Origin of the sequence: Nonomuraea africana (assembly GCF_014873535.1) — a bacterium.
Classification (GTDB): Bacteria; Actinomycetota; Actinomycetes; order Streptosporangiales; family Streptosporangiaceae; genus Nonomuraea; species Nonomuraea africana.
Map to the genome: position 1 here is coordinate 1082893 of NZ_JADBEF010000001.1, position 18191 is coordinate 1101083.

Below are 18191 nucleotides of genomic sequence, written 5' to 3' on the forward strand. Positions count from 1 at the left end.
GGACCTACCCGCCGCGCACCACATACTCACCTATTTCTGTGAAATCGGTCACACGTCCGTCGCGTGCCATCAGACCGCCCAGCACCTCGCGCATCGCATGCCGCCACGCCCGGCTCGCGTCACGATCCCGCCGCCGCAGCGCCTCGATGTCGGCGGGCGTGCCGACCAGCACCACCGGCCCGTCGGCGGCCTGCCGCACCGGGCGGCCGTCCACCTCCCGCAGCGCCACCGCACCGTCGTACCGCCCCGCCGGGGCGACCTCCTCCTTGAGCAGCCACTCGACCACCAGGCGGTCGGACTCGTCGCCCTCGTTGATGGCGTCCGCCATCTCTCCGTAGAAGCTCTCCACGTACTCGACCGGGCGTGCCCCGAGCTTGGTGAGGTTGAAGTGCGCGTTACGGCGCACCAGCGGGTCGTAGGTCCAGGTGACGCGGTCGATGCCGCGCTCCAGGCACCACTGCCTCTGGTGCGACTTGAGCGCGTAGCCGATGCCCCTGCCCGAAACGGCACCCGTGACATGAGAGTGCAGGCTGTTGCCCGAGGCGAGGATGCCCACGCTGGCGCCGACCAGCTCACCGCCCTCGAAGGCGCCCGCGACGTAGCCGCCCGCGTGCGAGAAGACCCGCAGCAGCTCGACCGTGACGGGCGGGTTGGCCGGGTCGGGACGCCAGATGGCGTCGAACAGCCTGTGCACGGCGGCGAACTCGCCGATCTCGTGCAGCTCCCGCACCGCCACCTGGTCTCTCGCCACGCTCTGGAATCTATCCGAGCCCGCCCGCCCCTCCGCCGGCTCGGGTCAGGACGACAGGAACGCGGCGACCAGCGCCCTGAGCAGCGCCGCTCTCCTGGGCATCTCGGCCACGACCACGTGCTCGTGGTCGGCGTGCGCGCCGCCACCCACCGCGCCGAGCCCGTCCAGTGTCGGCACTCCCATTCCGGCCGTGAAGTTCCCGTCGGACGCCCCGCCGACGGACGCCTGGAGCAGCGGGCCGACCCCCAGCCCCGCCGCGAGCGCCTGGGCCAGGCCGAACAGCTCGGCCGACCTGGACGCCTCCATCGGCGGACGGTTCGGGCCGCCGGTCACCTCCAGCCGCGTCCCCTCGACCTGGGGAGACAGGGCGCGCATGAGCAGGTCGACCCTGGACTGGGCGGCCAGCGTCGGCACCCGCACGTCCACCCCCACGCGCGCCAGGGCGGGCACCGTGTTGAGCGTGGTGCCGCCCGCCAGGACGGTCGGCGTGACCGTGGTGCCGGCGGTGCCGGCGGTGCCGGTGGTGCCCGTGGCGCTGATGGTGCCGGAGGCGTCGACGAGATCCGCGGAGTCGGCCATGGCCGCCATCCCCGCGATGGTGAGGATCTGGTGGGCCAGTTCGATCCCGGCGTTGGCGCCGTTCCACGGCTCGAGGCCCGCGTGCGCGGCCTTGCCGTACACGGTGACCGTGTAGTCGGAGGTGCCCTTCCTGGCGGTCTTGAGCGCGCCGCCGTCCGCGCTGCCCTCCAGCACGAACGCGGCCGACAGGCCGCGCGCGCACTCCTCGATCAGCGCGCGCGAGGTGGTCGAGCCGACCTCCTCGTCGCCGGTGACCAGCACGCTGATCCCGTCGAGGGAGCCGAGCCCGGCCAGCGCGTGGAACGTCTGCACCAGCCCCGCCTTCATGTCGAAGACGCCCGGACCCCTGGCCACGCCGTCGATCAGCGACCACGGGTGGGTGACGAGCGTGCCGATCGGCCACACGGTGTCGTGGTGGCCGAGCAGCAGCACCCGCGGCGTGCCGAAGCTCCAGCGCAGGTGCGTGACGCCGTCGACCACGATCGTCTCGGGCGTGGCGCCGAGGTGGCGGGCGCCCATCGCGGCCACCACCTTGGCGCTGCGCGCGACCGCCGCGAGATCGCTGGAGAAGGACTCGCAGGTGACCAGTTCCTCGAGGTCGTCGATCACGCCAGCGCCTTCCCGAACAGGCGGTGCACGTTGCCACCGACGATCTTCCGCACGTCCGCCTCGGGCAGCCCGCGCGCCAGCAGGCCCTCGGCCACGAGCGGCAGGCCGCCCGGCCCCTCCAGCCCGGGCACGACGGCGCGGTTGTCGATGCCGCTGGTGCTGACGCCCTCGCAGCACGGGGGAGTGAGATCGCGCATGACCTCGTCCATGAAGTCGGGGCCGAGCCCCACGTGGTCGATGCCCGCCACGTCCGCGATGTGCTCGATGTGGTCGAGCACATGGTCGAGGGTGGCCTCGCGGGCGTTCTCGGTGAGGAAGGCGGCCAGGAAGTTCACGCAGATCACGCCGCCCGTGCCGGCGACGCCCCTGATCTGCTCGTCGGTGAGGTTGCGGTGGTGGTCGCGCAGGGCGCGGGCCGAGGAGTGGGTGGCGATGAGCGGCCTGGTGGCCAGCTCCAGCACGTGCGCCACGCCGGAGGCGCCGAGGTGCGAGACGTCGAACAGGATGCCGAGCCGTTCCATCTCCCGCAGCGCCTCGACGCCGTGGGAGGTGAGCCCGCTGCCGGTGGCGTCCTCGCCGCTGCCGTCGGCCAGCGGGGTGCGGCCCCAGTGCGCGATCGAGGCCACCCGCACGCCCAGCCGATGCATCGTCGGGATCAGCTCGACGCTGGCGTCGATGCCCGGCATGCTCTCCATGGCCAGCACGAGGGCGATCTTGCCCTCGGCGAGGGCGGCGTCGATCTGGGCGGCGTCGAGGCACAGCGCCACGGCGTCGGCGTTGCCCTCGGCGATGACGTGCGCGCACTCGATCATGCGCAGCGTCTGCCTGAGCGAGCCCTCAGGACGGTACTGCGACGAGATGAACACCGGCAGCACCTGCAGGTTCACCCCGCCCTGCCGCAGCTGGGGCAGCCATTGGGCGCGGAAGAACTCCGCCCACAGTCGCGGCGCTCTCGCGGAGACCGCCATGAGTAGGTCGTTGTGCGTGTCAGCCACCATCATGCCGAAGACGTTAGCCGGTAGGCGGGCAGCGGCGGCAGGCCCGTCAGCCTGCGGTACAGCGTCGTCGGCCCGGGCCAGTTGTTGGTGACCCGCCCCTCCGCCGTCTTGTACCAGCTCTGGCAGCCGTTGCCCCACACCATCCGCTCCATCGCCGCCGCCAGCTGCCGGCGCCAGGCCGCCATCGCCTCGGGCCTGACCTCCATCGGCCCCATCTCGGCGAGGTACGGCAGGCAGGCCATGACGTGGCGCACCTGACACTCGATCATGAAGACGATGGAGTTGTGCCCGAGGTTGGTGTTCGGGCCGTAGAGCAGGAACAGGTTCGGAAAGTGCGGCACCGAGATGCCGAGATAGGCTTCGGCGCCGTCCTTCCACTGGTCGGCGAGCGTCCGCCCGCCGGTGCCGGTGAACTCGATCGGCTGCAGGAACTCGGTCGTGCGGAAGCCGGTGGCGAAGATGATCGTGTCCGCCTCGCGCAGCCCCTCGGCGGTCTCGACGCCCTTGGCCGCGATCCGGACGATCGGATCGGTGACGACCTCGACGTTCGGCCTGGTCAGAGCGGGATAGAACGAGCTGTCGATGACCACGCGCTTGCAGCCGGCGGGGAAGCCGGGGGTGAGCTTGGCGCGCAGTCCCGGATCGGCGACCTGCGCGTGGAGGTGGCCGAGCGCCCGTTTCCTCAGCAGGTTCGCGCTCCAGCCCTTCGCGAGGGCCGGGTAGAGGGTGCCCTCGGCGTACCGGTAGATCCACTCGCGGTAGGCCCGCTGGAGGCCGGGGGCCAGGTGCAGCGCGAGCCTGGTGACCGGGCCGAAGGTGGCGTCGGGCTTGGGGATGACCCAGTTCGGGGTGCGCTGGAAGACGTCGAGCCGCTCCACCAGAGGCTGGATGCGGGGGATGAACTGGGCGGCCGACGACCCGTTGCCGATCACCGCGACGCGGCGGCCGCGCAGGTCGTGGTCGTGGTTCCACCGGGCGCTGTGGAAGGAGACGCCCGAGAAGCCTTCCCTTCCCGGGATCTCGGGGTAGGCCGGGCGGTTGAGCTGGCCCACGCTCGACACGACGACGTCGAACCGCTCCGTGCCCTCGTCCGTCGTGACCTGCCAGTGGCGGCCGTCGAAGCGGGCCGCCCGGACCTCGGTGTTGAACCTGATTTTCCGCCTGACACCGTATTTGTCGGCACACATCTCGAGATAGGCGAGGATTTCGGGTTGTTCCGGATAGCGGCGGGTCCAGCTGGCGTACTTCTCGAAGGAGTACGAATACAGGTGGGAGGGGATGTCGCAGCCCGCGCCGGGATAGCTGTTGTCGCGCCAGGTGCCGCCGACGCCGCCCGCCTTCTCGAAGACGGTGTAGGCGATCCCCGCCGGTTCCAGCCGGATCGCCATGCACAGCCCGCCGAATCCCGCACCGATGATCGCGACCCTCATGCGTCCTCCCAGATGTCAGGATCCACTTACGGTAGGCGGCGCACGTCCACGTGTCGAGGTGCCCGAGCCGGTAGTCTGCGCAGGTGACGCTGGCAGATGTGATCAACGTGCTCGAGGCCGCCTACCCGCCCGCCAGGGCCGAGTCGTGGGACGCCGTCGGCCTGGTCTGCGGTGACCCGGCCCAGAAGGTGCGCAGGGTGCTGTTCGCCGTCGACCCCGTGCCCGTCGTGGCCGAGGAGGCCCTCGACTGGGGCGCCGATCTGATCGTCGTCCACCACCCGCTCTACCTGCGCGGCACCACCAGCGTCGCCGCCACCACCTACAAGGGACGGCTGGTCCACGACCTGATCCGCAACGACGTGGCCCTCTACACCGCGCACACCAACGCCGACGTCGCCAACCCCGGCGTCTCCGACGCGCTGGCCAGGGCGGTCGGCCTGGTCGGCGACCTGGTGCCGCTCGCGCCGCTGCCCGACGACCCGTGGCGCGGGCTCGGCCGCATCGGCTCGGTCCCCGAGATGACGCTCGGCGACTTCGCCAGGCAGGTGGCCGACGGGCTGCCCGCCACCTCGTGGGGGGTTCGGGTCGCGGGCGACCCGTCCAGGCCGGTCACGCGCGTGGCCGTCAGCGGCGGCGCGGGTGACTCCCTGCTCGGTACGGCGAGGGCCGCGGGCGTCGACGTCTTCCTCACCGCCGACCTGCGTCACCACCCGGCCAGCGAGTTCGTCGAGACCGGCGGTCCCGCGCTGATCGACGCCGCCCACTGGGCCACCGAATGGCCATGGCTGGACAGCGCGGCGTCCATCCTCACCTCCGGTGGCGTTAACGTTGAGACGCGCGTCTCCGCCACGGTCACCGATGCTTGGACAAAAGGATATTGATCATGAAAGCTGCCCCCGCCGCTCAGAAGCGACTTCTCGACCTGGCCGAGCTCGACTCCATCCTCGACCGCCTGGCCCACCGCCGCCGCACCCTGCCTGAGCTGGCCGAGATCGACGAGCAGTCGAGGCAGTACGCCCAGCTGGCCACCCAGGCGATCGCCGCCGAGACCGAGGCGGGCGACCTGGCCCGCGAGCAGGCCAAGGCCGAGAGCGACGTCGACACCGTGCGCACCCGCGCCGAACGCGACCAGAAGCGCCTCGACTCCGGCATGGTGACCTCGCCCAAGGACCTGTCCAGTCTGCAGTCCGAGATCGCCTCGCTGCACCGCCGCCAGGGCGACCTGGAGGAGGTCGTGCTGGAGATCATGGAGCGCCGCGAGGCCGCCGACACCAAGGTCCGCGACCTGGTCGTCAGGCGCGACGAGCTCGCCGCCACCCGCGCCGCCGCCGAGGACCGCCGTGACGCGGCCCTCGCCGAGATCGGCAAGGAGGTGGCCGACGCCGAGTCACGCCGCTCCGCCGTCGCCACCGAGATCCCCGCCGACCTGCTGGCCCTCTACGAGAAGCTGCGCGGGCAGTACGGGGTGGGCGCGGCCATGCTGCACGGCGGCCGGTGCATGGGCTGCAAGGTGTCGCTGTCGATCGCCGACATGAACCGGATCAAGGCCGCGCCGCACGACGAGGTGCTGCGCTGCGAGGAGTGCCGCCGCATCCTCGTCCGCACCCCCGAATCCGGCATCTGACCCGCGCCTCGCGGATCGACTCGCGGATCACCTCGGGTATCGACTCGCGGGGTCGTCTTGAGTATCGCCTCCCGGGTATGGACTTGCGGGATCGTTCCGCGGATCGCCATCCGGGGGATCGTCTCCCAAGGATCGTCTCGCGGATCGCCTTCCGGGGATCGTCCCGCGTTTCGAGGGGCAGCGTCCTCGTCGTATCGAGCCCGGAATCCGACCACGGCTAGCGTATCGACCCACCAGCGTTTCAAGGAGCGTCCATGAGCACCACCGCGTACCTCGTCGAGGCCGACGGCGGGTCGAGGGGCAACCCCGGGCCCGCGGGCTACGGGGCCGTGGTGATGGACGCCCGTGACCGCCAGGTCCTCGCCGAGGCGGCCGAGGCGATCGGCGTGGCGACCAACAACGTCGCCGAGTACCGCGGGCTGATCGCAGGGCTCAGCTCGGTGCTCGACCTCGGCGGTGAAGGGGCGACGGTCGAGGTCAGGATGGACTCCAAGCTCGTCATCGAGCAGATGGCCGGGCGCTGGAAGATCAAGAACGAGGGGCTGAGGCCGCTCGCGATCGAGGCGCAGGCGCTGGTCAGGCGGTTGCGGGTGACGGGGTGGACGTGGATCCCGCGCGAGCGCAACAAGCACGCCGACCGCCTGGCCAACGAGGCGATGGACGCCGCCGCCAAGGGCCTGGCCTGGAAGGCCGGCGGAACCACCGCAGGCCTCGCAGCCTCGGACCGGCCGACGGGACCTTACGCGCCCACCTTGGACACGCCACCTTCGGACAGGGTCTCGCAGGGGGCGGCTTCCCAGGGCCTGGTCGGCGGTTCGGCGAGTGGTGTTTCCGACGCTCGGAGGGGGGAGCAGACCGATCTGCTCGACCTGTCGGCGCCCTCGGCCTCGCTGGTCACCGCGCAGCAGACCAAGGGCACCGGATGGGGCCCCGCCACCAGAGTCGCCACCTCCCTGCTCCTCCTGCGCCACGGCGAGACCCCGCTCTCCGCCGAGCGCCGCTTCTCCGGACTCGGTGACCCCGAGCTCACTCCGAACGGCCTGGCCCAGGCCGATGCCGCGGCGCGCAGGCTGTCGGCTCCGCCGTACCGGATCGATGTGGTGGTCAGCTCCCCGCTCAAGCGAGCCAGGCGGACGGCCCAGGCCGTGGCCGGGTCCGTCGGCCTCGACGTGGAGGTGGACGAAGACCTCAGAGAAACCGATTTCGGCGCCTGGGAGGGCCACACCTTCACCGAGATCCAGCGCCGGTGGCCCACCGAACTCGCCGCGTGGCTGGCCGACCCCACGGTCGCGCCACCCCAGGGCGAGAGCTTCGTCGAGGTGGCGCGACGGGTCGAGGCGGCCAGGGACCGGCTGGTCGAACGCTACGAGGGCAGGACCGTGCTGGTCGTCTCCCACGTCACGCCCATCAAGACCCTGCTCAGGCTCGCCCTGCTGGCCCCGCCCGAGGCGCTCTACCGGATGCACCTCGACCTGGCCTGCCTGTCCCTGATCGACTTCTACGCCGACGGCCCCGCCGTGGTGAAGTCCTTCAACGACATCTCCCACCTGCGCTGAAGCGCCCGCCGTACCGCGATCACGAGACCGAACGCGGGCACCACTGCGATCACTGAACGGACATGGGCCGCCGTGGTGCGATCGCGGAACCGAACCTGGGCCGCCGTGCTGCGATCACCGAATCGAACATGGGTGGCCGTCGTGCGATCAGCGAACCTGGGCCACCATGCGGCGATCCGCCGAACCGAACACGGGCCGTCGTGGTGCGATCTCCGCACCAAACCGAACACGGGTAGCGGCGGCGCGCCCGCCGTATCACCGCCAGCCTGCGGTGATTGACGGCACCCAAGCTCGCGGTCACACCTCACGGCGGCGTTGGAGACGACGTGCCCGAGGGGTGCTGTGCCGAGCTCGCGGTCAGCTTCCTCACACCTCACACGGCGGCGTTGGGAACGACGTGCCCGCGCCGCGCTGTGCCAAGGTCGCAGCTATGGCACCCGTCCACCCCGAGCACGAGAACACCGACCCTGAACATCGCCTGGGAGAGCACGGATCAGACTCATGGCCCCCGGTTGTGGCCCGGTCGTGCAAGACGCGCCAGGGCGGCCCGCACGACCGGGCGGTCGCACCGTCCCCCTCAGACGATGACACCCACCATCACAGCGCGACGATCTTGTCGATGGGTTGGAGGTGGCTTGGGTTTGATACTCTCCCTGCAGACGAGCCGGCCGGGCGGCCGCGTCGGGTCCCTTCGGGGGCTCGCCGAGGAAGGTCCGGGCTCCACAGGGCAGGGTGGTCGGTAACGCCGACCCGGGGTGACCCGCGGGACAGTGCCACAGAGAGCAGACCGCCTTCCGGATTTCCGGGAGGTAAGGGTGAAAGGGTGGTGTAAGAGACCACCAGCGCCCACGGTGACGTGGGCGGCTAGGTAAACCCCACCCGGAGCAAGGTCAAGAAGGGACGCTTCGCAAGGAGCGTCCCGCGCGCGACGTTCGAGGACTGCCCGTCCGAGCCGCGCGGGTAGACCGCTTGAGGCCGCCGGCAACGGCGGTCCTAGATGGATGGTCGCCCCTTCGTTCGCGAAGGACAGAACCCGGCCTACAGGCTGGCTCGTCTCGCTCCGCCCCTGTGACCAGGGGCGGAGCACCCTTCAAGATTGCCTGTTCCGTCCCTGTTCCGTGATCGTGGGAATGAGGAGCGCATCAATCGCGCCGCGCCCGAGGTCGTCTTGGTCCGGGAAGAGGTGACCGTAAGTGTCCATCGTCTCTGCGATCGTGGCGTGACCAAGACGGGTTTGGATCACCTTGGGGTTAAGATTGGCTTTGATCAGTCCAGAGGCGTAGAAGTGCCTCAGGTCGTGGAATCGGGTGCCTTTGGGTAGTCCGGCCTTCTCTACGGCCTCACGCCAGCACTCATTGAAGGATTTACGCTGGGCAATCCGGCGGCATCGGTTGGTGATGAGGACGCCCTCCGGCCCGGCCGAGTAGGTCTTCTGATGGTCTTCGATCTTGGTGAGAATCAGATCATCGACGGGCAGGGTCCGGCGTGATGCCTTGGTCTTGAGTTCGACCAGTTGACCGTTCTGGGCTTGCCGATGGACGTATACGCGCTTGGCCTGCGCATCAACCTTTGCAGTGGTTAGTCCAAGGGCTTCACCCAGTCGAAGGCCCAGGCCGAAGCCGAGCCAGACCGCGAGCCGGTAGCGAGGAGTCATCGCGTCGGCGAGTGCCAACACAGCCTCTACCGGCAGGGGTTCAACCACACGTGCCTCTATGCGCGGTAGAGGAACCCGCGAACACGGATTGCTCGGGATGTCACCGTCATCCACGGCGGCTTGCATGATCAGGCGCAAGACCGCGAACACGGTGTGTACCGTCGTCGGTGCGAGGCTCTTGTTCAGCCGAGCAACGACGGCTTTCATGTCAGCTCTGGTCAGACTGCCGATACGTCGTTCGCCCAGGGCCGGGATGAGATGGGCGTTCAGGTGGACGGTGTAAGTGTCGAGGCTGTTGATCCTCAGGTGCACTTGCGAGGGGAGCCACCTAGTCTGAGCGTATTCGCGGAACGTCAGGCGTCCCCGTCGATCATCGACATAAACACCGCGTAGCCGGTCAGCCTCCTTAGTGGTCCCGTGGCTTTCTGCCTGCGTTTTTGTCTTGAAGGCTTTCGTTTCCTCTTTACCGTCCAGCCCGATCCAGACGGCAAGCCACCGCTTGGAGTCCTTGCTCCCGCCGTTGTCGGGGTGGCGTTTCGTCTTCTGACGCTGCTTTTGACCGTCTGGCCCGATCACACTGCTGAACCAGAGGTCACGGACGCGCGCCATCAAGCGGCGTCTTGCTGCTGGCGGAACCAGTCGAGGACGTCGGCCTCCAGGTAGCGGAGGTGCCGACCAACGCGGGCCGACTTCGGCCCGATTCTCCGATGCCGCCATTGGTACAAAGTGGCTACCGGGACACCGAGGAAGGTTGAGACGTCTTCAGCGCTCCAGGTCCGTTCGGTGATCGGGTTCATGCGTGGGTGCACTCCGTTCGCGTTCTGAGGGTTGGTCAGGCGGCGAGCGGTGTGGACGAGCTCTGTTCCCAGGAATCGTGGGCGAGCTCTTCGCGTCCTGCTCGGGTGCGTTCGCGGGCTTGGGCCGCTGCCGTGTTGGCGAGGAGTTGGTCACCGGTCGTGTGCCAGCCGGTGCCTGCGTAGGTGAGGAAGCCGATGACGAGGGTGGTTTCCTCGGTTTTGGTGTCAAGGTCTGCTTGACGCTGGAATCGCACTGTTTCGGGGTGCCCCTCTGCCATTGGGTCGTGGCCGTTGAGGGCTTGTGCGCGTTTGTAGGCGGCTCGTTCTTCGCGGATGGAGCCGAAGGTGATCGAGTAGCGGCGGGCTTTGGTGAGGAAGTGCCCGCCGAAGCCGAGCATGTGCGCCCACCTGCGCAGTCGGGTCCATCCGGGTGCGTGGCCGAGGGTCCAGGCGGCGGCGATGAGGCGTTCGGGGTGGGTTCCGGCCGGGTTGGCGTACAGGTCGATGGTGTCGACGGTGAGCCGCCGGGAGGTGTGGCCTGTGGCTTCGGTGCCCTTGGTGGAGTACTTGGCAAGGTAGGCGGCGACGGCCTGGTCGTCGAGAGCGTCGCCGGAAGCTGACAAGGTGATGGGCCGGATCTCGTGTTGCTCGCCCCAGGTGATGGTCCAGCCGTCGAGGTGGGCGGGGTGGGGATCGGTGGTGTAGGCGATGGTGGTGGCGGCCAGGGTGACGGCGGCGATGACGTCGTCGGAGGTGATGCCGTCGGGGGGTGCGGTGACGGCGTCGGGGTTGTCGGGGTCGATGCCGTCGAGACGGAGCAGGATGTGGAAGTGGACGGCACCGCGTGCTTGGTATTCGGCGGCTTTGCCGTGGGAGAGCCGGACCTTGGGTAGGCCGCGTTGCCGAGCGAGCTGGTTGAGGTGGCGTTCGGCGTGTTGCTTGGTGCGGCGCCAGAGTTCTCCGGCGTGATGGTTCCACACGACGTGGTGGGCGTGGTCGTAGCAGTCGGCGCACAGAGGCCGGCCGAGTTGCTCGTCGTCGGCGGTGTGGCGTTGCCAACAGGCCAGCGGGGTTCCGTGGGGACAGGTGGGGGCGTCGCGGCGGGCGTGGCAGGGGGCCGCTCGGCAGGTGCAGCGGGTCTTGTCGCGGCAGGTGCAGTGGCGCACGTCGCGGGTGTGGACGGGGCCGAAGGAGGGGGCGGTGAGGGTGGCGAAGACGGCCGGGTGGGTGCGGACGCTGTCGGGGATGGTCTTGCCGCCGACAAGTCCGGCGCGCACGAGGTGATAGGCGTCGTGTTGGTAGGTGGTGGCGCAGGCGGGGCAGACGATGTGGCGGCGGTTGCCGCAGGCTTTGTAGATGACGCCGTCAGGCAGGTCGGAGGTGTGCCGGTTGGCGAGAATCTCGCCGGTGCGGGTGTCGACGGTGGCGAGGTTGCCGTGCAGGCGGATCGGATTCGTGCAGGCGGCAGCGGATTCGACGTAGCGGAGCCAGGCGGCGTAGTCGGGGCGTGCGGCGCGTTCCAGGGCGGTGCGGATGTGCTGGCGGGGTTCGTACGCGAACGGGCTGGACAGGTGGGTTTCGGTGTTCGCCCCCACGCCCGGGGCCGGAGAAGCGGTCCCGGGGGTGAGAGCCAGCGCCGAAGCGGTGTCGAGCTGGGTGGGCATGAGCTAGTGGTGTCCTTCCAGGGCGGGAGTGGGCAGCTGCAAGACCGGCAGGGCCGGGGGCCGCTCCTGGATGGTGCGGTGGTCGGTGTACGCGTGGTCCTGGCGCTCAGGGCCAGGGGGCGTTACCGCAGGTTGAGGCGTGGATTCCGGGTCAGGTCCGGGTGCGATGGCCTCTTGGGGTGTCGCCGGTTCGGTGGTGGCGGTACGTGAGAGCACCAGCTTGGTGAGGGCGAGGAAGGCCAGTGCGGGGATGGCGGCGACCAGCCAGCCAGTGGGGTGGGGTTTGGCGACGGCGATCTGTGCCGCGATGGACAGAACGGCGGCGGCGATGAGGACGAGCATCGGGTAGACGGTGGACTGGCCGGTGCGCTTGCGGCGTCGAACCTCCAGAGCCGAGGCGGTAGGAGTGAGTTCGGAAATGACGGCGTTGGCCCAGCCGAACCATTCGCCGGTTCCTTGCGGACTGTTGGCCATGGTCCAGTCATGGACGTGGGTGAAGGAGGCGGCTCCGGCCATCAGGCCGACCAGGAGCAGGATGACGAGCTGGACACGTGACTCGGTCTGTTCGCTGCGCGATGGGCGTGGCGGGTTCAGCTGCATGTGTAGATCCACCTCCGAGCGCAGTCGTTGCATTCGCCCAGGGAGCGGGCGATGTAGTAGGGCTTTTCTGTGTGGCAGGTGGAGCAGATGCGCCGGGCTCGTAAGGCTTTGGCGATGGCGGCCAGCTGTGCCGGAGTGGCGGTGCGCTTGGGCTTGGCGAGGTCTTCGCGATAGAGGTAGGCCACTCGCCGGCCTTTCCGCCAGATGATCTGTGCGGCGATGTCCTGGCCCCCGGGGCGCAGCTGCTTGGCGCGCAGCTGCCGTACGGTGAGCAGACCAGGCGGAGCCCAGCGGTAGGGGTAGGTGGGGAGTCCGCCGTGACGGATGCCGTCAGGGTCGTAGAACTCCAGGTAGACGCCCTTGGTGCGGATGACGTGGTCGAGTTGGGAGATACGGGGACCGGTCATCAGGTGTCACCGCCCCAGCGCTGTTGCGCGGCCTGGCGGGTGATGCCGAGGGGGCGGGCGATGTCGGTCCAGGAGTAGCCGTACTCGGCCCGGAGCTTGGTGACGGCTTGAGCGATGGCATGGTCGAGTTCGGCAACGACGCCGGACAGGTCGGCGAGGGCTTCGATGTCGCCATCGGCGATGCGCTTACTGTAGGCGCGGATGATCCGCTTGAGAAAAGCGGCGTAGTCGGGGTTTTCGATCGAGCCGCTCATGATGCGCTCCGCTTGGTGCGACGCGCGCGCAGGGCTTTGGCTAGGGCATCGAGCTGCTTGCCGGTGGGCTTGCGCTTGGGCAGCGCGCGAGCGATGTCGTAGAGGTAGGCGACGCGACCGCCTTTGCGCCACAGGATCTGGGCGACGGGGGCTTGACCGCCGGGGCGCAGGCCGAGGGCGGCGAGCTGGCGACGCGTCTTCAGATGCTTGGGTGCCCACTTCCAGGGGTAGGTCGGCAGGCCGTACTGGCGGCCGGTGGGGTCGTAGAACAGCACTCGTGTGCCGGGGGTGGCATTCAGCCGGTCAAGCTGCGGTATCCGCGCAGCGGCGGCGGGGATAGAGTGCATGACGGATCTGCTCCTTTGCTTGGTCGCGGGGAGTGGATGTGACAGGCGGGGGCCGGGGTTCTTTGGCGAGATGTCCGGCCCCACGCCAGAGTTAGGTGATTGGGTCGCCGCAGCAGGCGCAGTGCCAGCCGTCGTCGGCGAGGTAGGCGGAGCGGCATTCTCCGTCGCAGAGGGCGATTTCTGCGGTGCCGTTGCTGTCGGTGCCGAGGATCAGCCGCGGGGAGTTGCAACTCGGGCAGGTCAGAGCCCAGGAGATGAGGCACATGGCCAGCACCTCGATGCAGGCGGGGCAGTAGCAGCGCCCGGTTTCGCGGTGGCCGATGAGCCAGCCAGCGGGCGAGGCCTCCAGCAGGAGGGTGGCGCTGGGACAGTTGTTGTCGCAGGTGACGATCCAGTTGCGCAGGTCGGGGCTGCCGTTGGCGTGGTAGACCTTGAGAATCACAACGGCCTCCACTCGGGGTCGTTGTAGGCGTAGGCCGTGACGGTCATCGCCGTGGCTGTGCTGGTGTCGTCCTTGAGCCAGAACATGGGCAGCGCCCAGGTGTAGGGGCGGCTGAGTTCGTCGTACCAGCGGGTGTGCTCGATGATGTGCGGGCTTTCCAGCCAGGCGATGTCGGGGTTGAGGTCAGCGGACATCGGGGTACACCTCCCGGCAGTTGCTGCATTCCAGGGCGCGTTCCGATCCCTGGTCGGTGGGGATGTAGACGGCGACGAGCTCGTTGTTGCCGCAGTCGGGGCAACACAGGGCGACGGCCTCGCCGTACACGTCGGCGGGGGGAAGGTCGGGCCATGGCACGTCGGCCACGGCCGGAACCGCGTGGTGATCGTGGGTCATGACGGGTCTCCGTTCAGGCGGCGAGGGGGACTGAGTCCCGCTGGCCGCTGCGGTGAGTCCAGGTGACGTAGTCGACGAGCTGGTGAATCTGCTCGTCCGACAGGTAGGCGGCTTTGACCAGGTGCGGGATGCCGCCTTCGGCGATGAGGTAGAAGACGCCGGGTGTGGTCGGGCTGATGGTCTGGGCGTTGAATCCGGCCGAGGCCCACCCATGGCCGAGGATGATGTCTGAGCTGTTCGGAGTGGTGCAGCGGAAGGCCGCCCGGTAGCCGAACAGGTCGCGCAGTGAGGTAGGGATGATGTCCACGCTCGGGCGCTGGGTCGCGGCGATTACCGGCATCGCGCAGGCCCGCCCTCGGGCGACCAGGTCGCGGACGAGGGCGATGAACTCTTTCTGCTGCTCCGGGGTGCCGGTGGTGGCGGTGTAGTAGGCGAGCTCATCGATGAAGACGCCGATGACCTTGATGAGGTCCGTGGGCAAAAACTTGCGGCGGCCGTGGGCGACCAGCCAGGCATAGCGCCGGTCCATGACCTTTTGCAGGCGGCGCAGAACGCGAAGACCCCCTTCGATGTCGGGGCCGACGAAAATGCCGCCGAGGGCGTCGGCGGGTTCCATCCACATTCCGAGTTCGACCCATTTGGGGTCGAGCAGGACGGGGGTGAAGTCGTGGCACAGGAAGGCGTGCGCGACGAGGTTTTGGATGAGAACGGACTTGCCGCCGCCGGGTTCTCCGGCATCCAGCAGGTTGTGATAGACGAGGTCGAGGTAGACCGGTGCGCCGAATTCGTCGATCCCGACGAACACCGGGTCGAACATCGACAGCGTGGGAGCGACCGGGATGGTGTCCGGGCTCAGGTGGATCGTGGGATGCATGACGGCGTCACCTCGTGAAGGTTCGATACGGGGTGGGAGAGGCCACCGAGAGCACCGGCAGGTGCGGGCACTCCCGGTGGCTGACCGCAGGTCAGATCCAGTCGTCGTCAGAGTTGGTGGCCACCGCAGCGGGTTGGCCGTTGGCGGCCGGGGTGCGGCCGTTCCTTCTGTTCGGACGAGGTCCTGACGGCGGGTCATCGGGTTCCGGGACGTCAACCAGGTCAAGCTGATCCGGAACGGTGAAGGCCGAGCGAGACGAGCTTGTGGTGTCGGCCGGAATGATGGTCGGCAGCTCATCAGTGAGCGGGGAGCCGATCACAGCGCCGAGGACATCGCGTCGCTTGATGTCGAGGCGGATTCTTGCGGAGTTGGAGGTGCTGGCCTTGGTGACGGTGACAGAGGTCGCCCAGCAGGCCACGGCGATCCTGTCGAGCTGGGTTTCCAACTGCGCGGCGGACAGGCCGGGGCGCAGCCAGACCCAGACGCGTTCGCCGACCGGGATGGGCTTGGCCCACCCGATGAATGGCAGGTGACCGTGCCGGTCTGTGTGAACGAAGGCGTTGAAGCAGGTACGCAGCCGATGCCGGACGATAAGGCACCAGGCCAGGGCCACCATGAGGTGGCGCAGGACGGGAACGGCGGCAACAATGCCGATGACGAGGGCGTATACGACGCCGGTGATAATCGGGTTGGTCCGTTCGGCGAGTGCCCACCAGCCGCCCACCAGGAGCAAGGTAAGGGTGGTTTCCGGGAGCCACCACCAGATCACCCGCAGGACGGGCCAGATGGCGACGACGCCGGCGACGAGACCGCCGACGAGGGTTCCGGCCACCAGACCTACCGGGACGGCGGCCAGCGGGGGCAGGTAGTAGGTGGAGATCACGGCGGCGAACAGGCCGACGATGGCCAGCACCACGTAGAAGGTGATCTTTGCGGTACGTAGGTAGCTGTACTGAACGTTGTTCTGGATCACCGTGACGGAGCTACCGCGACGGCCGAAGCCGCCTTTGTTGTTGGGCGTGCCGAAGGTACGCTTGGGCATGACTCTTCTCCTCGTGGCGAGGTGGGGGTTGGGAGCGGGGCCGCGCGTTGTAGGAGGCGATGCGGTCCCGCTTGTTGTTATCCCGAGGTGTGGTCTCCGGGATCGGCCTCGAACTGAGGTGGTCAAGGCCGACCTCGGATGACCGGGTGATCAGGCCAGAGAGGTAGGAGTGTCTCTCCGGACAGCGATGTGATCTAGCCCTCTACGGACCGTCGATCACCTGTTGTGTTCGCATTGTGAGCGGACTTCGATTCGACCTTCTGCACGGAACTGAGATTCCTTGGCGTGAGGCCGGGGACGCGATCTACTTGCTGGCCGAAGCACCAGCGAGCTTGATGTCAGCCGCGCGGAAAGCCACGCCGTTGCGACCGTTGGTCGCCCAAGGCAGAGCCTCCAGCATGAACAGAGCGACCTGAGAACCAACGGTCACCGTGGGCCTTTCACCGGCCGTAGTGACGTTGATCATCTCGCCGCCCGTCTCGTCCAGCGCCATGACCTGCGTGACCCACATCGGTCGGCCGGTCTCCCGCTCGGACTTCTGACGCCCGTTCTGATCGGTCTTCTCGATCGCTTCCTTCGTCACCATGAACGACTTGCCGGTGACGTCGACGAAGAGCTTCACTGAGCTCACCTCCAGATCGTGGGCCGCGCCCCTGTGGCGCGAATTCCCTGGTGTTATCGTCTAGGACTCCTAGGCGATAGCCGTACAGTACTCCTAGGCGACTGAAGTCGTCAAGGAGTGGTAGGCGATTCTGTCTAGGAGTCCTGGGCGTACCTCGCGTACGCTGAGGCCATGAGTCATGAGGATGCGACCGAGACCGTCGCGAAGGCGCTCGACGATCTTGATCGTGCCTTCGTGGCGGTCACTGATGCGGTAACCGCCGACCCAGACCTTGAGCGAGCATTTGCACTGATGACCAGGTGGACTGAAGCTCTTCGCCTTACCACCAACTCGTCAGCGGAAGTTCGCCGAAAGATCATTACAAACCTCAAGGAGCGGGACGGACTTTCGCTCGCCGCCCTGGGGAAGAAGGTCGGTATCTCCAAGGCACTTGCCGAGCAGTTGACGAAATCACCAAAGAGTCCCAAGCCGCCAAGCGAGGGAACCGAGCAGTCCTAAGGCCCCGCATACCCCCCAGGGAGGGACACCGATGTCAGGCAACACGACGGTGCGCGTCGAGGTATGGCCCGTCTCTGCGGACACTGAAGGACTCTGGCTCCTCAGCGGCATGGACGCATGGCGTTCCGAGCCCGTACAGCAGGCCAGTGACCCTCACAGCACAGTAGAAAGTCTTCTCGAAGAACACAGCATCCTGTCTGACGTCAAGCTGCTGCACTCCACATCATGGCGGGTCAAGGCTCTCACCTCGACATCATGGAGAGCTGAAGATGAGTCAGTGATCCTTACCTACGTCGGCGTGATCGGATGCGATGACTTCGTCCGCACTGACTGGCCTAACGCCACGCCGATCACAAGGGAAGTCACTGCTGCAGTAGGGAAAACAATCGCCGTAGAAGCTACGCAAGCGCCCTTCCCGCGCTACATCGACGTGCTTCTTCACGGCCTACGACACCTGCATTTCCTGCTCTACACCGACTCGTCAGCCCGTGCCGCGCTCTGCGACAAGTGGAAGAAGCATCTTGCGACGCTAGAGCCCGCTCTCGCTGGTATGTACGACCACGATCACAACGAGAGCCCGATCATCCTTCCCAACGCCTCCAGTCTTCAACAGCAGTAGAAACGAGAGACCTGATGACCTCCACCACGACAGATGACCGACTCGACTGGCAACAGCGCAGCCACGCTGTTCTCGGCCGTCTTCTGCAACTAGCGAAGGATCAAGACCTTCCGGTGATCTCGTGGACGATCACTGACGCAGGAGCCGGACCTTTGATCGTCGGGAACTGCTACACAACCGATCCCATTCAGCGTCAACGTGATTTCGACGCGTGGGTCAACGCCGTTGACGCTACTGAGTGGCCGAACGGAATCCACAGAGACGGGGTTCTCAAGCTCCATGCTCATCGCGAGCACTATGACGGCCTCGTCAGCGTAAGCATCACGGCAGAGATTCTCGACGACGAGCGGTAGCGATCGTGGAGTTATTCGACACGATGATGATCCTGGCCCGGACCTTTGTGGTCGGGCCCTTCGCTGCTGGCTTGATCA

At 67.7% G+C, this 18191-nt stretch carries 23 protein-coding genes and 1 other RNA gene; 7 read left to right on the top strand and 17 right to left on the bottom strand.

The annotated features are described in order from the left end of the window. Positions 1-4 precede the first annotated feature (4 nt). Genes H4W81_RS04890 through H4W81_RS04905 form a run of 4 tightly spaced genes read right to left on the bottom strand, consistent with a single transcriptional unit; the run spans position 5 to position 4367 of the window. Positions 5-751, bottom strand: a complete 747-nt coding sequence (locus H4W81_RS04890; protein ID WP_192773666.1) for a GNAT family N-acetyltransferase — start codon at positions 749-751, stop codon at positions 5-7. A gap of 45 nt (positions 752-796) precedes the next feature. Further along, a complete protein-coding gene (locus H4W81_RS04895) occupies positions 797-1939 on the bottom strand; it encodes a M20 family metallopeptidase (protein ID WP_192773667.1) in 1143 nt (380 codons plus the stop codon). Continuing rightward, entirely contained in the window at positions 1936-2940 is a 1005-nt protein-coding gene (locus tag H4W81_RS04900) for a dipeptidase (protein ID WP_192773668.1), read from the bottom strand. Before H4W81_RS04900 ends, H4W81_RS04895 begins: the two co-directional genes overlap by 4 nt. After that, the gene (locus H4W81_RS04905; protein WP_192773669.1) at positions 2937-4367 is read right to left on the bottom strand and encodes a flavin-containing monooxygenase; all 1431 of its coding nucleotides are present in this window, start codon (positions 4365-4367) and stop codon (positions 2937-2939) included. The genes H4W81_RS04900 and H4W81_RS04905 overlap by 4 nt, the downstream gene beginning before the upstream one ends. A gap of 83 nt (positions 4368-4450) precedes the next feature. Between H4W81_RS04905 and H4W81_RS04910 the strand changes: the two genes are divergently transcribed. The 4 genes from H4W81_RS04910 to rnpB all read left to right on the top strand — a co-directional run bounded on the left by H4W81_RS04910 (position 4451) and on the right by rnpB (position 8604). Then, positions 4451-5248, top strand: coding sequence for a Nif3-like dinuclear metal center hexameric protein (locus tag H4W81_RS04910; protein ID WP_192773670.1), 798 nt, complete (start codon positions 4451-4453; stop codon positions 5246-5248). Positions 5249-5250: 2 nt separating this feature from the next. Then, positions 5251-5991, top strand: coding sequence for a zinc ribbon domain-containing protein (locus tag H4W81_RS04915; protein WP_192773671.1), 741 nt, complete (start codon positions 5251-5253; stop codon positions 5989-5991). A gap of 254 nt (positions 5992-6245) precedes the next feature. Beyond that, entirely contained in the window at positions 6246-7547 is a 1302-nt protein-coding gene (locus tag H4W81_RS04920; protein WP_192773672.1) for a bifunctional RNase H/acid phosphatase, read from the top strand. 660 nt (positions 7548-8207) lie between these two features. Continuing rightward, an RNA gene (gene rnpB, locus H4W81_RS04925) (RNase P RNA component class A) lies at positions 8208-8604 on the top strand. Positions 8605-8637: 33 nt separating this feature from the next. Here the strand turns inward: rnpB and H4W81_RS04930 are convergent. The 13 genes from H4W81_RS04930 to H4W81_RS04990 all read right to left on the bottom strand — a co-directional run bounded on the left by H4W81_RS04930 (position 8638) and on the right by H4W81_RS04990 (position 16643). Further along, on the bottom strand, positions 8638-9810 hold the full coding sequence (locus H4W81_RS04930) for a tyrosine-type recombinase/integrase (RefSeq protein WP_192773673.1): 1173 nt from the start codon (positions 9808-9810) through the stop codon (positions 8638-8640). Further along, the gene (locus H4W81_RS04935; protein ID WP_192773674.1) at positions 9810-9998 is read right to left on the bottom strand and encodes a helix-turn-helix transcriptional regulator; all 189 of its coding nucleotides are present in this window, start codon (positions 9996-9998) and stop codon (positions 9810-9812) included. The genes H4W81_RS04930 and H4W81_RS04935 overlap by 1 nt, the downstream gene beginning before the upstream one ends. Before the next feature lie 35 nt (positions 9999-10033). Beyond that, a complete protein-coding gene (locus tag H4W81_RS04940; RefSeq protein ID WP_192773675.1) occupies positions 10034-11662 on the bottom strand; it encodes a replication initiator in 1629 nt (542 codons plus the stop codon). Positions 11663-11665: 3 nt separating this feature from the next. Next, positions 11666-12262: a DUF2637 domain-containing protein gene (locus H4W81_RS04945; RefSeq protein ID WP_192773676.1), complete on the bottom strand. Its 597-nt coding sequence runs from the start codon at positions 12260-12262 to the stop codon at positions 11666-11668. Continuing rightward, positions 12253-12669, bottom strand: a complete 417-nt coding sequence (locus H4W81_RS04950; RefSeq protein WP_192773677.1) for an RRQRL motif-containing zinc-binding protein — start codon at positions 12667-12669, stop codon at positions 12253-12255. The genes H4W81_RS04945 and H4W81_RS04950 overlap by 10 nt, the downstream gene beginning before the upstream one ends. Beyond that, entirely contained in the window at positions 12669-12923 is a 255-nt protein-coding gene (locus tag H4W81_RS04955) for a hypothetical protein (RefSeq protein WP_192773678.1), read from the bottom strand. Before H4W81_RS04955 ends, H4W81_RS04950 begins: the two co-directional genes overlap by 1 nt. Next, the gene (locus H4W81_RS04960; protein ID WP_192773679.1) at positions 12920-13270 is read right to left on the bottom strand and encodes an RRQRL motif-containing zinc-binding protein; all 351 of its coding nucleotides are present in this window, start codon (positions 13268-13270) and stop codon (positions 12920-12922) included. The genes H4W81_RS04955 and H4W81_RS04960 overlap by 4 nt, the downstream gene beginning before the upstream one ends. Positions 13271-13361: 91 nt before the next feature. Continuing rightward, positions 13362-13712 carry a hypothetical protein gene (locus tag H4W81_RS04965; protein WP_192773680.1) on the bottom strand — a complete coding sequence of 117 codons (351 nt, stop codon included), beginning with the start codon at positions 13710-13712 and terminating at the stop codon, positions 13362-13364. Beyond that, entirely contained in the window at positions 13709-13906 is a 198-nt protein-coding gene (locus H4W81_RS04970) for a hypothetical protein (protein ID WP_192773681.1), read from the bottom strand. The genes H4W81_RS04965 and H4W81_RS04970 overlap by 4 nt, the downstream gene beginning before the upstream one ends. Further along, positions 13896-14105, bottom strand: a complete 210-nt coding sequence (locus H4W81_RS04975; protein WP_192773682.1) for a hypothetical protein — start codon at positions 14103-14105, stop codon at positions 13896-13898. Before H4W81_RS04975 ends, H4W81_RS04970 begins: the two co-directional genes overlap by 11 nt. Positions 14106-14118: 13 nt before the next feature. Then, a complete protein-coding gene (locus tag H4W81_RS04980) occupies positions 14119-14979 on the bottom strand; it encodes an FtsK/SpoIIIE domain-containing protein (RefSeq protein ID WP_192773683.1) in 861 nt (286 codons plus the stop codon). Positions 14980-15070: 91 nt separating this feature from the next. Then, positions 15071-16021, bottom strand: coding sequence for a hypothetical protein (locus H4W81_RS04985; protein WP_192773684.1), 951 nt, complete (start codon positions 16019-16021; stop codon positions 15071-15073). A gap of 304 nt (positions 16022-16325) precedes the next feature. After that, positions 16326-16643, bottom strand: a complete 318-nt coding sequence (locus H4W81_RS04990; RefSeq protein ID WP_192773685.1) for a hypothetical protein — start codon at positions 16641-16643, stop codon at positions 16326-16328. A 171-nt stretch (positions 16644-16814) separates the two neighbouring features. On the opposite strand from H4W81_RS04990, the gene H4W81_RS04995 reads away from it, so the two are divergent. From H4W81_RS04995 to H4W81_RS05005, 3 genes are read left to right on the top strand one after another with little or no spacing between them, the layout of a single operon-like run. Further along, positions 16815-17141: a hypothetical protein gene (locus H4W81_RS04995; RefSeq protein WP_192773686.1), complete on the top strand. Its 327-nt coding sequence runs from the start codon at positions 16815-16817 to the stop codon at positions 17139-17141. Positions 17142-17172: 31 nt separating this feature from the next. After that, positions 17173-17760: a hypothetical protein gene (locus H4W81_RS05000; protein WP_192773687.1), complete on the top strand. Its 588-nt coding sequence runs from the start codon at positions 17173-17175 to the stop codon at positions 17758-17760. Positions 17761-17774: 14 nt separating this feature from the next. Further along, on the top strand, positions 17775-18113 hold the full coding sequence (locus H4W81_RS05005; RefSeq protein ID WP_192773688.1) for a hypothetical protein: 339 nt from the start codon (positions 17775-17777) through the stop codon (positions 18111-18113). Positions 18114-18191 lie beyond the last annotated feature (78 nt).

Coding starts and splice junctions, on each gene's coding strand:
- H4W81_RS04900 (WP_192773668.1), bottom strand. CDS start 2,940: ATGATGGTGGCTGACACGCACAACGACCTACTCATGGCGGTCTCCGCG.
- H4W81_RS04905 (WP_192773669.1), bottom strand. CDS start 4,367: ATGAGGGTCGCGATCATCGGTGCGGGATTCGGCGGGCTGTGCATGGCG.
- H4W81_RS04915 (WP_192773671.1), top strand. CDS start 5,251: ATGAAAGCTGCCCCCGCCGCTCAGAAGCGACTTCTCGACCTGGCCGAG.
- H4W81_RS04920 (WP_192773672.1), top strand. CDS start 6,246: ATGAGCACCACCGCGTACCTCGTCGAGGCCGACGGCGGGTCGAGGGGC.
- H4W81_RS04930 (WP_192773673.1), bottom strand. CDS start 9,810: ATGGCGCGCGTCCGTGACCTCTGGTTCAGCAGTGTGATCGGGCCAGAC.
- H4W81_RS04935 (WP_192773674.1), bottom strand. CDS start 9,998: ATGAACCCGATCACCGAACGGACCTGGAGCGCTGAAGACGTCTCAACC.
- H4W81_RS04940 (WP_192773675.1), bottom strand. CDS start 11,662: ATGCCCACCCAGCTCGACACCGCTTCGGCGCTGGCTCTCACCCCCGGG.
- H4W81_RS04945 (WP_192773676.1), bottom strand. CDS start 12,262: ATGCAGCTGAACCCGCCACGCCCATCGCGCAGCGAACAGACCGAGTCA.
- H4W81_RS04950 (WP_192773677.1), bottom strand. CDS start 12,669: ATGACCGGTCCCCGTATCTCCCAACTCGACCACGTCATCCGCACCAAG.
- H4W81_RS04955 (WP_192773678.1), bottom strand. CDS start 12,923: ATGAGCGGCTCGATCGAAAACCCCGACTACGCCGCTTTTCTCAAGCGG.
- H4W81_RS04960 (WP_192773679.1), bottom strand. CDS start 13,270: ATGCACTCTATCCCCGCCGCCGCTGCGCGGATACCGCAGCTTGACCGG.
- H4W81_RS04970 (WP_192773681.1), bottom strand. CDS start 13,906: ATGTCCGCTGACCTCAACCCCGACATCGCCTGGCTGGAAAGCCCGCAC.
- H4W81_RS04975 (WP_192773682.1), bottom strand. CDS start 14,105: ATGACCCACGATCACCACGCGGTTCCGGCCGTGGCCGACGTGCCATGG.
- H4W81_RS04980 (WP_192773683.1), bottom strand. CDS start 14,979: ATGCATCCCACGATCCACCTGAGCCCGGACACCATCCCGGTCGCTCCC.
- H4W81_RS04985 (WP_192773684.1), bottom strand. CDS start 16,021: ATGCCCAAGCGTACCTTCGGCACGCCCAACAACAAAGGCGGCTTCGGC.
- H4W81_RS04995 (WP_192773686.1), top strand. CDS start 16,815: ATGAGTCATGAGGATGCGACCGAGACCGTCGCGAAGGCGCTCGACGAT.
- H4W81_RS05000 (WP_192773687.1), top strand. CDS start 17,173: ATGTCAGGCAACACGACGGTGCGCGTCGAGGTATGGCCCGTCTCTGCG.
- H4W81_RS05005 (WP_192773688.1), top strand. CDS start 17,775: ATGACCTCCACCACGACAGATGACCGACTCGACTGGCAACAGCGCAGC.